The organism is Thioclava sp. SK-1, from assembly GCF_001705665.1.
In the GTDB taxonomy this organism is placed as follows: domain Bacteria; phylum Pseudomonadota; class Alphaproteobacteria; order Rhodobacterales; family Rhodobacteraceae; genus Thioclava.
On sequence record NZ_MDHA01000089.1, the window covers coordinates 12,075 to 24,800 of the forward strand.

The following is a 12,726-nucleotide window of genomic DNA, read 5'->3' on the forward strand; positions in this document are numbered from 1 at the left end:
ATTACCACTGATATATCAATAAATACATATTTATAAAAATAACGCGATTCAGGCGCACATATTTGGGCGGTGGCCCATCCAACAGCGGAGCAAGAAGATGAAATTGACACGTAGATTATTCGGCGCCCTGTGTGCCGCGGCGTTGTCTTTGGGGGTCAGTCCGATAGGCGTTCCTATGGCCTTTGGGCAGGAAGCCTCGACATTGGTGATCGCGGTGCCCGCCGACGCGGCCGGGTTAGAACCCGGCATTAACAAGGCCGAACCGATTGGGTCTGAGGTGATCTTGAATGTCTTCGACACGTTGGTCGCATGGGAATCCCCTGATTTTAAACGGTTGGAGGGGCGTTTGGCCAAAGATTGGAGCATCTCTGACGATGGGCGAACCTTTAGTTTTGCGTTGCGCGATGATGTCACCTTCCATGACGGCACGCCGTTCAATTCCGATGCGGTAAAATTTTCGATTAACCGCACCGTGGCCATGAACCCTTATGTCGAGGCGACATTAGGTCTGGTGAAGGACATCGAAACACCTTCGCCGACGCAGGTCATCTTTACCTTGTCACGCCCTTATCCTGCGTTTTTGTCGATCCTTGCACAGCCGCAATCGGCCATTGTCAGCCCAACAGCCGTAGAAAAATACGGTGATGATTTTGCTAATCATCCGGTGGGCACGGGTCCGTTTAAATTTCGGGCCTATCAGCCAGATACACGGATCGTCCTGGATGCGAACTCAGAGTATTTTCGCGGTGCGCCACAGTTGCACCGGCTGATCTATACGGTGATTCCAGAGGCCTCGACCCGGCGGTTGGAGCTGGAAAACGGCGGTGTGGATATTATCCAGCAGGCTGGCCAGTTATCCGCCGTTCCCTCAGAGGAAATGGCGGCATTCGTCGATAACGCAGATATTCAAATTCTGGAAAGCCCGTCGCAGATCATTCGACAGCTGGAGTTCAACAACTCGCTTCGCGATGGTCCGTTTGCAGATCCGCGGGTGCGCCGTGCAATTGCAATGGCGATTGATTATGATGGGCTGTTAGATGGTGTTTTTGAAGGCACTGCGGAACGGGTTTATGGACCGCTGACCTCTAACAGTTGGGCGTTTGATCCGGCCGTACAGGATCTTGCGCCGAAATATGACCCCGCAGCTGCACGCGCGTTGCTTCAAGAGGCCAGCGTTGATCCAGCGGCGCTGACAGTCAAATTGTACAGTTTCCAAGGTGCGCTGTGGGGTGCGGTTGCCACGTTTGTTCAGGCCAATCTAGCCGATATTGGCGTGCATGTTGATATCGCCCAGACCGAGTTCCCTTCTTATCGCGCGTTGCATGTGGCCGGTGAATGGGAGATGGCGCTTGACGGGCGGCAGCCGTGGTACAATGACCCAGATGCACATATCACCATCGGTTATTTGTCGTCGCTGAAAGACAGTGCAATGACATTCCGGATGCCCAAAAATGACGGGCTGGATGCCAAGATCCTTGCCGCGCAAGGGGAGGCTGACATGGAAACCCGCAAAGCAATGTATTCAGAGATCCAACAAGAGATCGTGGCACAAGTGCCAGCGGCTTATCTGTTCAGTCCAAAACTGATTGTATTCGCCCGTGCGAATATTGATGGTCTGGTCGTCAACAGCGCGCCACCATTAAATGAATATTGGGGCGTGTCGAAGAACTGACTCTTCGCAGCGCATCGGATGTAATGCGCTATTTTGTTAACGGCATCGGCCCTGATCATTATGGCCGATGCAAACAACTTTGACCGGACCAACCGATGTTAGCCTTCTTTGTGCGGCGTTTTCTGTCGCTTCTTCCCACGCTTGCGCTTGTGCTGGTGATCGTGTTTTCCTTGGTCCGGCTGATCCCAGGTGATCCCGCCGTCACCCTATTGGGGCCCGGCGCTACAGATAATCAGATTGCGGCATTGCGCCTGCAGCTGAATTTGGACGCGCCCGCCGTAATGCAGTTTTGGCATTATGTCATTGGGCTTGTGCATGGTGATCTGGGCGTATCGTTGAAATCCGGCCAGCCCGTCCTGAACGAAATTATGCTACGCTTGCCGGCCACTTTGGAAATTGCCGTTGCAGCCGTGTTGGCCGCGATTGTGATTGGCACACCCATCGGGGTTCTATCTGCGACGCGGCCCAATTCGGGCTTTGATCACAGCATTCGGATTTTGTCCCTGACCGGGGTGTCAATGCCGGCTTTTTTGTTGGCGCTGGTCTTGCAGTTGATCTTTGCAACGTGGCTTGGGTGGCTGCCGGTATCGGGGCGAATGTCCAGCTATGTGTTTGTCGATCATGTTACGGGGTTTGCGGTGATCGACGCGTGGCTTTCAGGGGAACCTGGCGCAGTCAGAAGCGCCTTGCTGCATATGGTTTTACCCGTGACGGTTCTGGCCGCATTTCTGGCCGCCACGTTGGGCCGCTTCGTACGGGCCACAATGTTAGAGACGCTGGCCGAAGATTACGTGCGCACAGCGAGGGCAAAGGGCCTGACTCGGCGAGAGGTGGTGTATCGCCATGCGCTGCGCACTTCTTTGTTGCCCGCTATTACTGTGGTCGGTCTGAAATTCGCGGAAATGCTTGGCGGGGCCATTCTGACCGAAACAATCTTTTCCTGGCCCGGGATCGGGAGGTTCATGTTCGAGGCCATTCGCAACCGCGATTACCCGGTGATCCAAGGGGCGACATTGGTGTTCGCACTGTTGTTCATGCTGACCTCATTAATGGTCGATTTGATGTATGCGCTTTTGGACCCGAGGGTCCGCCGCAAGATGAACTAAGACGGGCTGTCACGATGAAAGATCTGATCCATTTTTTGCGCCGAAATACATTGGCGACGGTTGGGGCCGGGCTGCTTGCGGTGCTGCTTGTTGCAGTCATTGTCGGGCCGATGTTCGTGCAATCTCCCACTGCGATTGATATAGGAAATAAGCTTTTGCCGCCTGGCCCGGGGCATTGGTTAGGCACTGATGGGTTCGGGCGTGATATGTTGTCGCGGATTATTCACGGTGGGCGCTATACGCTAGCCATAGGAATTCTTGTTGTGGGGATTGCCTTTGCCGTCGGGGTCTTCTTTGGGCTGATCGCCGGGGTGGCTGGCGGGATTGTGGATACGATCATTATGCGCATCGTGGATGCGATGCTGTCATTTCCCGCTTTGGTTTTGGCCATCGCGTTGGCGGCCGCTTTTGGTCCCAGTTTGGAAAATGCAATGATTGCGGTGGCCATCACAATGGCGCCCCAATTCGCCCGGGTGGCGCGGTCACAGGCTTTGTCGGTTTCATCTCGGCTTTATGTTGATGCGGCACAGGCGCTGGGGTTGGGGCAGGGTCGTATTTTGATCCACTATATATTGGTGAATGCCATTGGTCCGCTGCTGGTGCAGGCGTCGCTGAACGTAGGCAGTGCGATTTTGCAAACCGCCAGCCTGGGGTTTTTGGGTTTGGGCGCACAGCCACCAATGGCAGAGTGGGGGGCCGATGTGTCGGCCAATCTCTCGCTCGCGCGGTCCAGCCCATGGACGGCGCTTGGCCCGGGCTTTGCTATATTGCTTGCGGTGTTGTCCTTCAATCTGATTGGTGATGCCCTTGCCGATTGGTTCAACCCCCGCCGCCGGAGCCAGATTGGATGACCCTGCCTGCCATACCCTCCATCGCCTTGGAAAAAGTTGATTTCTTGCCCCCTGATCGGGTGACGGACGATTGCAGCATTTTGACCCTGAAGTCACTGGTGTTAGAGCCGATGCTGCGTTGGCAAGATGGCGTAATTCACCGTGCATTATTCACCACTTGGCAGTTGGATGAGACCGGCTGCGTGTGGACGCTGGGCCTGCCTGCCGACAAGCACTTTCACGATGGCACGCCGGTTTTGGCCGAACATGCCGCCGCATTCATTCATCGCATTTTGGACGCGCGCGACATGTTTGGAATGCCGTGGTCTTATGCGCGTTATCTTGCCGAGGCGCAGATCACCGCCGATGGGCGCGTGTTACGCATCATCACATCGACCCCCTTTCCCGACCTGCCTGAGATCTTGTCAGAGTTTTATCTGCCGCGCATGGATGGTGCGGGACGTCCTGTGATCGGTACCGGGCCATGGCGCGTGCAAGATTTGCGTAGCGGTGATTTCGTCGTGCTGCTGCACCAGGACGGGCGTCAGATGCGCTTTGTTGCGATGGCCAATCCCGAAGATCGGCTTGCCGCGCTGATCACGCATCAGGTGCAGGCCGCCACCCATCTAGAGCGGTTGCATATCGCGCGACGGTCACTGGACGGGTTTGAATGGAGCGAATGCGTCAGCACCCTATCGGTGATGGCCTATTTAAATGGGCGTGAAGGCGCCTTTACGCATCCCGCCGCGCGGTTGGCGGCCAATCTGGCAATCGATCGCGCGGCGTTGGTCAACACCGTCATGGGCGGCTTGGCGGTGCCATCGCGCGGTATTGTCAGCCCGTGGCATTTTGGTGCCCAGCAGGCTTTATTGCCGCCGCTGCGCTATGACCCGGGTGCTGCGTGCGATCTGCTGGTACAGTCAGATGCGCCACGCAAAGTGGTGCTGCGCACCCCGACCTATATGCCTGAACGTGCGCCACAATGTGCCGATTTCATCGCGCAGGCGTGGAACGCCGTTGGCTTCGATACCCGGGTCGAATGCGCCCAAGATCGGCCGCAATATGCCCGTGACATTGGCGAAAAGCGTATGGGTGACGCTGCGATTTTTGACAGCTCCCCCCATAGCACCTTCCGGGTGCTGGACGATAAAATCTCGGGCGTTAGCCGTGCGGTATGGTGGCAAGGGGTGACCAATCCCAGCGTGGATGCCGGGTTTGATGCCGCACGCCACATCACCGACACGGCCGCACGCGCCGCCGCCTATGGTGGTGTGTTGCGGCAATTGCACCATGCCCCGCCTTGGGCCTACCTGTTCCATCCGGTGCTGTGTTTGGCCTATGTGCCCGGCATGCACCCCCTTCGCCTGGATCACAAAGGGATTTTGCAAATTGCCTGACCGGCCTCCCACGCCCGACCGTATCAATGAGTTGAAAAGGAAACGATCATGCTGAAAGACTGCGCGATCACGTTCTATTATTATGAGGACATCCACGCCGTAGCCCCGTTTTACGAAGATGTTCTGGGCTTTGAATTGGTTCTGGATCAGGGGCTTGCACGCATCTACCGGATCGCTGGCGCGGCCTATTTCGGAATTGTGGATGGGACAAAAGGCCATCTGAAACATCAACCACACAGTGCGACGCTTTTGACAGTGGTGTCTCAGGATGTGGCGGGCTGGCATGAACGGATGGTTCAGGCGGGTGTTTCGGGGCTGTCGGATATTTTGCGCGGCACTTATTGTGAACATTTCTTTTTTGAAGATCCGGCAGGTTACGCAATTGAAATTCAGCGGTTTCACGCTCCAGATGTGGCTGCGTTGTTCGAATGATACGTTTGCCGGTTCTGCCTCGTCTTGTGGATTTCACCCATGAAGACCGCGCCGCCAAAGGGTTGCGCGTGTTTTGTGATGACACGGCTGCGCCACAGGTCGCGGTGCAGTTTACCGCCTTTGAAATGGTGTCGATGCATCGCGCACAATTGCTGCATGCGCCGCGCGGGGGGGGAAAAACCACATTGGCGTGCAGCCTTCACGCCGCGCTGTCGCAACCTGCGCCTGCCGCAGATGTTTTGACTGCCCCGGTGATCCGCAACCCGCAGGGTACGACATTGCCTCAGATATGGGACTGCGGCGCGATGCAGGTGCAGCTGGGCCAGCCAGGCCAGGGGATGGCAGCTTTGGCCGCAGCCACAGCACGCGCTGGCGCTGTTTTGTTGATCTTGGATGGGATGGAGCAAGAGCCTGACCCAAGCGCGCTGGTGGAACAGGCGATGGCGTGGATAGCCGACACCCCGGGCGCGCGCCTTTTGGCCCTTTGCGAAAGCGGCGCATTAGAAAGCATTCGACTGCACCGTGATCTGCGAAGCCACGCACTTTTGCCATTGTTGAAGGCGCAGCGCTGCGCGGCTCTGGCGGCCCTGGGCCTGTCCGATCCGGTGACCGACCTGTGGGTGTCACCCGGTCTGTGGGCGCTGTCGGTGGCGCAGGGGCGGGCGCTGGACCTGAGAACGGCGGCGGCGGTGTCGGTTGATGCCGCGTGGCTGCAAGAGGCCCGCGATAGCTTGGCCTTGGAGCGGATGTTGCCCCAGCAGATAATCGAGCATGTGAAATGCGACCCGGTCCGTTGGTCTGGCGCCTTGCGCCTAGCCGCCCAACGCCACCGGGGGGAAGCGCCCTTGGCCACGGCTTTGGCCCAATCTGGTTGTGCTGTGGCACTATTGGCGGCAGCGGATATGATTGACCTGGCGGATGATGCGGATGCAGCGGCGATGATTGCTCGACTGATCGCCCAGGCGATTGAAGGTGGCGGGCTGGCTGTGGGGATGCGCCGTCGTGCAGGGGCCGCATTGGCCCGGCTGGGCGATCCAAGGGCTTTGGATCAGATGGTGGATATTGCGGCGGGTATCTATCAAATGGGGGGTGATGTGCACCCCAACTCCGCCCCGGGCCATCAGGTGACATTGCCCGCCTTTCGCATCGGAATGTATCCTGTCACCTGCGGGGCCTATGCGAAGTTTGTGCGTGCCACCGGGCGCACCTGGCTTTCATCGCAGGGGCAACAGCCTTCTCGCGCCAGTCATCCGGCAACTGATCTGACATGGCATGATGCGCAGGCCTATTGCGCGTGGCTTGCGCATGAGTGGCGCGCACTAGGGCGCCTGCCCGCTGGTGGGACCCTTCGGCTGCCGACAGAGCGGGAATGGGAGGCGGCTGCGCGCGGCCCTGCCGGGCGCTGTTATCCGTGGGGCGAGACATGGCACGACGGCCATGCCAATGATGAAGAAACCGGTTTTAATGATATTTGTACCGTTGGCTTGTTCCCCGAAGGTGCAGCGGCCTCTGGTTGTCTTGATATGGCCGGTCAGGTTTGGGAATGGTGCACGACATTGTGGGGCGATCACATGACCACCCCCTCGTTTCACTACCCTTGGGCCCCAGATGGGCGTGAAAGGTTGGACGCCCCTGCCCAGATTAGGCGCGTGCTGCGCGGCGGATGTTTTTCATCGGGCCGTGCCAAAGCCAATGGCATTTATCGCGGCAGCCTAGAGCCAATGGGATTCTGGCGCGGCAATGGGTTTCGGATTGTCATGGCGTAGGCGTCCATCTTTGCGCGGAACCTAAGGATTGATAATTTCATGTATATATATCATGCGGATAAGCAGAAATTTTTGCGGGTCAAATAAAAAGCTAGTAATATAGCTTTTTATGTTTTAATTTTCCTGAGAGGAGGTCGACCATCGCGTTCATCGATGTCGGTCAAGACCCGGGAGAGGAGCCCCGCCAATGTATATAAGACTTGTAAAGGCGCTGCCGATGCTTGCGGTGGCAGGTTTTGTCATGTCGACGGCTGCGAAGGCCCAAGATGCCGTCAAGCTGCCACGTTCGATGATTTGGAGCGCATATGATGTCGGCTCTGGCGGGTATACCGAAGCGTCGGCAATCGCCAATGCAATACAGGGGCAGTTTGAAACGCGGATCCGCGTATTGCCCTCTGGCACGTCTATCGGGCGTTTGTTGCCGCTGCGCGAAAAGCGGGCTGAATTTGGCTTCTTGTCGAATGAACTCTTCTTTGCCAGTGAAGGCATTTACGAATTTGCCTCGTCGGATTGGGGTCCGCAAGATGTGCGGGTGATGCTGGGCCGTCCGGCGTCTGTGGGGATTGTTGCCGCAGGCGACCTGAACGCCGACACGGTAGAGGATTTGAAGGGAAAGCGCGTTGGGTTTGTGCGGGGCAACCCATCGTTGAATATTAAAACAGATGCTTATCTGGCCTTTGGTGGATTGACCCGCGAGGATGTTGAACAGGTTTGGTTTGGCAGCTATGGCGCGCTGAAAGATGCGATTATCTCAAATCAGCTTGATGCGATGGGGATGGTTCCTACCTCTTCTTTTGCGCGTGAAATTGAGGCCAGCGCGCGTGGCCTGACCTGGTTGAACTTCCCGCCAGAAAACACCCAGGGCTGGGAAAATGCGACGGATGTGATCAGCTTTGCACAGCCACATCAACAGACCACCGGCGCGGGAATTTCTGCCGATAATCCGGTTTGGTTATTGGGGTACCGCTATCCGATGTTGGCGACCTATGCGACCACAGACGAAGAGGCTGTCTACAACCTGGTCAAGGCGGTCGATCAAAGCTTTGGTGGGTTCAAAGACGCCACCGCCGAGGCCGCGAATTGGGCCGTTGAAGGATCCATTGTGCCGCCTGCTGACGCGCCTTTCCATCCGGGTGCAATCCGTTATGCCAAGGAAATGGGCTATTGGACTGAAGATGCGCAGGCGTGGCAGGACGCCCGTCTCGCCCGGCTTGAAAAGGTGAAAACGCAATGGGCGCAGGCCGAAGCAGCCTATACCGGTAGCGATGATGGCTGGCCCGCGTTTTGGACGCAATGGCGCAATGATCACCTGAAAGACTGATACCGCCGTGTGCGAAACGGACAGATGCGGCAGGGCCGGATCTGTCTCTGCCATCCCTTTAAATGTCTGAGCGAGGTCCGCAATGAGCGATCCGCAGTCCCTACCCATGTCTGACATTCCCGCCCCGCGGGCGCTTCCCACGATTGGGATGTGCCACCCGCCGACGCGCACTGTGGTCTTAATCCTTGGGCTGGTTGCCCTGCTGCTGAATGTTGACAGGCTGTTCAACACCCAGATGTTCATCGGTTATGTGATGCTGGACACATCCTATTTCTATCTGTTGACGGGGATTTTCCTCGCGGTCGCATTTCAGGTCTATCCGCTGTCTTGGGACCGGTTCGGAGTTGGGGGACGCATCGCAGATGCCTTGCTATCGGTCTTGGCGCTGGCCTGTGCGGGATATTTCGCATGGAATGGTGAACGGATTTTGATGGAGGGGTGGGATCTGGTCGCGCCTGTACAGGCGCAGGTTATCGCCGGGCTGTTTTGCGTGTTGGTGTTAGAGGCATTGCGACGCACCGGCGGCTTGGTGCTGCTAGGAATTTGCGGTTTTTTCTTTCTATTCCCAATGTTCGCAGAACAGATGCCCGGATTTCTGTGGGGCCCTTCGACAGATTTGCCGGGACTGGTGATGATGCATGCGCTGGGGTCCGAAAGCATTATCGGTGTTCCAATGCGAGTGGTTGCCGGACTATTGATCGGGTTTCTCTTGTTCGGTTCTGCGCTGGTTGTGACAGGGGGCGGAGCCTTTTTCATGGCTTTTGCAGAGGCTTTATTGGGCCGTACCCGCGGCGGCCCATCCAAAGTGGCGATCTTGTCATCGGGCTTTTTTGGATCGCTTTCAGGGTCGGTGATTTCCAACATCGTTACCACAGGTCAAATGACCATCCCGACGATGAAAAAAGTGGGTTACCCGGCACGCTATGCTGCGGCGATTGAGGCCTGCGCCTCAACCGGGGGTGCACTTATGCCGCCAGTGATGGGCGCGGTGGCCTTTATCATGGCCGAGAACCTGAATGTTCCATACTCTACCGTGATGATCGCGGCGATTGTGCCTGCCGCGTTGTTTTACCTTGCGCTGTTGTTGCAAACGGATTGCTACGCGGCGCGGCGCAGCCTGAAGGGGCAGCGGCCAGAGGATTTGCCGAAGCTGGGCGCGACGGTAAAGGGTGGCTGGCATTTCCTTTTGGCGCTGGTGGTGTTGGTTTATCTTATTGTCGCGCGCGGAATCGAGGCGCAGGCCCCATTCTGGGCCACACTTGTGTTGTTGATCACCAGCGCGGTGAATGGCTGGGTCAGTGGTAAAAATAAGCTGACATTTTCGCGGCTTGTCGATCTGTTGGAAGATGCGATTCGCAATATTGCCAATATCGTAGGCATTCTGGCCGGGGTGGGGCTGATCGTTGGGGCGCTTAGCTATACCGGCGTTGGCGGTGCATTCTCCCGCGAGCTGTTGCAATTTGCTGGTGATAACGTGTTCTTGCTGCTGCTGTTTGGCGCGTTGACCTCTTTTGTGCTGGGCATGGGGATGACTGTCAGCGCCTGCTATATCTTCCTTGCGATTGTCTTGGGGCCGGCCATGTCCGGCGCGGGGTTAAACCCAATCGCGGGACATTTGTTCATCCTGTACTGGGGCATGCTAAGCTATATCACGCCGCCTGTGGCCTTGGCCGCCTTTGCGGCCGCGGTAATTGCGAAAACCGATGGGATGCGCACAGGGGTGCTGGCGATGCGGCTTGGGGCGGTCAATTTTGTCTTGCCCTTTATATTTGCGCTGAATCCGACCCTGGTATTGCAAGGGACGCCGATGGCCATTTTGCATGATGTGGGCAGCGCGGTCTTCGCGGTGTGGTTCATGGCCGCTGCCAGCGAAGGTTGGCTGCATTTTGTTGGCCGACTTACCGCTCCCGCACGGGTCCTGCTGGGTGTGGCTGCGGTCACTTTGGTGATCCCGGGATATCTGTCCGATGGTATGGGATTGGCGCTTTTGGCAGCGGCGGTCTTGGTCAACCGCCTACAGGCTGCAGCAGACGATCGCCATGCCGCAACCGCCGCTGCCACAGCAAAAGACCCTGAAGGAGCGGCACAATGAACACCCATAGCGCACCATCACATGGAACTGTTCACCTGCATATTGAAGACGGTATCGCCGTCCTTACGATCGACAACCCACCTGTCAACGCCGGCTCTCATGCCATTCGCCAAGGGGTGATTGAGGCATTGAACCACTGCGTCCAGATACGTGGCGCGATCTTGATCGGCGCAGGGCGCAGCTTTATCGCCGGGTCGGATTTGCGCGAATTTGGCGCACCACTGATGTGGCCCGAACTGCCCGATGTAATCGCCGCCTGCGAGGCCGCGCCCTTTCCGATCATCGCGGCAATCCACGGTGTCGCCCTTGGCGGTGGGTTGGAACTGGCCTTGGGCTGTGATTACCGAATTGCGACGCGGGATGCGGCATTGGGCCTGCCCGAAGTGTCGTTGGGCATGGTTCCGGGCGCAGGTGGCACACAGCGGTTGCCACGGCTGATTGGGCGCGCCGCAGCCATTGATATGATCTGCGGGTCTGTGCGGATCTCGGGCGAGGATGCGCAGGCCATCGGCCTTGTTGATCACCTGGCACAGGGTGATGTCCTGGCGGCGGCGCGGGCGTTCCTTTCGCAGCCTAAGGCCAAACGGATAGTGGCCGATTTGGCGGTTCCACCAACGGGGGAGGCCACGTTGGACGCCAGTGTCTCGAAGGCAATGAAGAAGGGGCGCGGCCGTCCAAATGTAGCCGAAGCGATCCGCCTTGTGATGGCCGCCGCCGAACCTGATTTTGCGGTCGCTTTGGCCGATGAACGTGCGGTGTTTCAGCGGCTGCGCCTGTCCGATGATGCCATCGCACTGCGCCATCTTTTCTTCTCAGAACGTCGCGCGGGCACCGTGGACGGGCTGACTGCCGCGCCGCGTCCGATCGGTGCGATCGGTGTAGTCGGGGGCGGCACGATGGGGCAGGGGATCGCGCGGGCCTGTTTGGCGGCGGGCCTGCCTGTGACGTTGCTGGAGCGCGACCCAGACGCCTTGCAGCGCAGTCTTGCGGCGATTGACGCCACATTGCAGGATAAATGTTATCGTGGGCGGCTATCACCAGCAGGTATGGTGCAGCAATTGCGCGCGCTGACGGGGACGGTGCAGATGGCGGATCTTGGCGCGTGTGATCTGGTGATCGAAGCGGTCTTTGAAGAGATGTCCGTGAAAGTGCCGCTGTTGACCCAATTGGACGCATTGCTGCCCGCACAGGCGGTGATTGGAACCAATACATCCTATCTTGATATCGATGTGATGCTGGCTGATTTGCCGGGGCGGTCGCGTGTACTGGGCCTACATTTTTTTAGCCCGGCAGATGTGATGCGGCTATTAGAAATCGTGCGGGCCAAGGCCACGTCAGATGATGTGCTGGCCACGGGGCTGCGGCTGGCAAAATACCTGTCCAAACAGCCTGTGGTGGCGCGGGTTTCAGAGGGCTTCATCGGCAATCGGATTTATGCAGCCTACCGGCGCCGAGCAGAGCTGTTGGTGCTTGAGGGTGCCGCACCGCAGGATGTCGACGCAGCAATGGTGGCCTTTGGCTTTGCCATGGGGCCATTCGCCGTGGCTGATATGAGCGGGCTGGATATTGCATGGGCCATGCGCAAACGCCAGGCGACGACACGTGATCCCGATACGCGGTATGTCACCATTCCAGATGATCTGTGCGAGGCGGGGCGTTTGGGCCGCAAAACCCGTGCTGGATGGTATGATTACCCGGCACAAACCCCGGTTCCATCTGTGCAGGTCGACGGCATTATCCACCGTGCACGCAAGGCGACGCATGTTGTGCCGCAGGTCTTTGACGCCACTACGATGCAGCGACAATTGTTGATCGCGATGGTCAATGAAGCAGCCTGCCTCTTGGCCGAAAATGTGGCGCAGCGCCCGTCCGATGTTGATGTGGCGATAGCCAATGGCTACGGCTTTCCGCGTTGGAAGGGCGGGCCGCTGTGGTGGGCCGCACAGCAAACTGACGCGGATATCACCGCCGACCTGACAGCGTTGAAATGCGCTATCGGACATGGGTACATCCCCGGCCCCGTCTTTGAAACTCTGTCGAAGATGCGGACATAACAAATGCACAGACCAGATTTGCCTTCCCACATCGCCCGCGCTGCCCTGCCATCCTG

Annotated in this window: 9 protein-coding genes; all 9 read left to right on the plus strand. The window is 57.8% G+C overall.

The genetic code is table 11. The features are described 5' to 3' along the window. Positions 1-97 precede the first annotated feature (97 nt). The 9 genes from BFP70_RS19085 to BFP70_RS19125 all read left to right on the plus strand — a co-directional run bounded on the left by BFP70_RS19085 (position 98) and on the right by BFP70_RS19125 (position 12,670). Positions 98-1,672 carry an ABC transporter substrate-binding protein gene (locus BFP70_RS19085; protein ID WP_066013557.1) on the plus strand — a complete coding sequence of 525 codons (1,575 nt, stop codon included), beginning with the start codon at positions 98-100 and terminating at the stop codon, positions 1,670-1,672. 95 nt (positions 1,673-1,767) lie between these two features. Further along, positions 1,768-2,778: an ABC transporter permease gene (locus BFP70_RS19090; RefSeq protein WP_066013559.1), complete on the plus strand. Its 1,011-nt coding sequence runs from the start codon at positions 1,768-1,770 to the stop codon at positions 2,776-2,778. A gap of 14 nt (positions 2,779-2,792) precedes the next feature. After that, a complete protein-coding gene (locus BFP70_RS19095; RefSeq protein ID WP_066013561.1) occupies positions 2,793-3,629 on the plus strand; it encodes an ABC transporter permease in 837 nt (278 codons plus the stop codon). Continuing rightward, positions 3,626-5,005, plus strand: coding sequence for an ABC transporter substrate-binding protein (locus tag BFP70_RS19100; protein WP_066013563.1), 1,380 nt, complete (start codon positions 3,626-3,628; stop codon positions 5,003-5,005). The genes BFP70_RS19095 and BFP70_RS19100 overlap by 4 nt, the downstream gene beginning before the upstream one ends. Before the next feature lie 48 nt (positions 5,006-5,053). Continuing rightward, a complete protein-coding gene (locus tag BFP70_RS19105) occupies positions 5,054-5,437 on the plus strand; it encodes a VOC family protein (protein WP_066013565.1) in 384 nt (127 codons plus the stop codon). After that, entirely contained in the window at positions 5,434-7,203 is a 1,770-nt protein-coding gene (locus BFP70_RS21495) for a formylglycine-generating enzyme family protein (RefSeq protein WP_066013567.1), read from the plus strand. Before BFP70_RS19105 ends, BFP70_RS21495 begins: the two co-directional genes overlap by 4 nt. Positions 7,204-7,390: 187 nt before the next feature. After that, on the plus strand, positions 7,391-8,524 hold the full coding sequence (locus BFP70_RS19115; protein WP_066013569.1) for a TAXI family TRAP transporter solute-binding subunit: 1,134 nt from the start codon (positions 7,391-7,393) through the stop codon (positions 8,522-8,524). 82 nt (positions 8,525-8,606) lie between these two features. Next, positions 8,607-10,616 (plus strand): TRAP transporter fused permease subunit, encoded by a 2,010-nt coding sequence (locus BFP70_RS19120; RefSeq protein ID WP_083217620.1) that lies wholly within the window; start codon positions 8,607-8,609, stop codon positions 10,614-10,616. Continuing rightward, positions 10,613-12,670: a 3-hydroxyacyl-CoA dehydrogenase NAD-binding domain-containing protein gene (locus tag BFP70_RS19125; protein WP_066013574.1), complete on the plus strand. Its 2,058-nt coding sequence runs from the start codon at positions 10,613-10,615 to the stop codon at positions 12,668-12,670. Before BFP70_RS19120 ends, BFP70_RS19125 begins: the two co-directional genes overlap by 4 nt. Positions 12,671-12,726: the final 56 nt, after the last annotated feature.

Bases quoted from the DNA above. Each gene is read 5' to 3' on its own strand.
- BFP70_RS19085 (WP_066013557.1), top strand. From the start codon at position 98: ATGAAATTGACACGTAGATTATTCGGCGCCCTGTGTGCCGCGGCGTTG.
- BFP70_RS19090 (WP_066013559.1), top strand. From the start codon at position 1,768: ATGTTAGCCTTCTTTGTGCGGCGTTTTCTGTCGCTTCTTCCCACGCTT.
- BFP70_RS19095 (WP_066013561.1), top strand. From the start codon at position 2,793: ATGAAAGATCTGATCCATTTTTTGCGCCGAAATACATTGGCGACGGTT.
- BFP70_RS19100 (WP_066013563.1), top strand. From the start codon at position 3,626: ATGACCCTGCCTGCCATACCCTCCATCGCCTTGGAAAAAGTTGATTTC.
- BFP70_RS19105 (WP_066013565.1), top strand. From the start codon at position 5,054: ATGCTGAAAGACTGCGCGATCACGTTCTATTATTATGAGGACATCCAC.
- BFP70_RS21495 (WP_066013567.1), top strand. From the start codon at position 5,434: ATGATACGTTTGCCGGTTCTGCCTCGTCTTGTGGATTTCACCCATGAA.
- BFP70_RS19115 (WP_066013569.1), top strand. From the start codon at position 7,391: ATGTATATAAGACTTGTAAAGGCGCTGCCGATGCTTGCGGTGGCAGGT.
- BFP70_RS19120 (WP_083217620.1), top strand. From the start codon at position 8,607: ATGAGCGATCCGCAGTCCCTACCCATGTCTGACATTCCCGCCCCGCGG.
- BFP70_RS19125 (WP_066013574.1), top strand. From the start codon at position 10,613: ATGAACACCCATAGCGCACCATCACATGGAACTGTTCACCTGCATATT.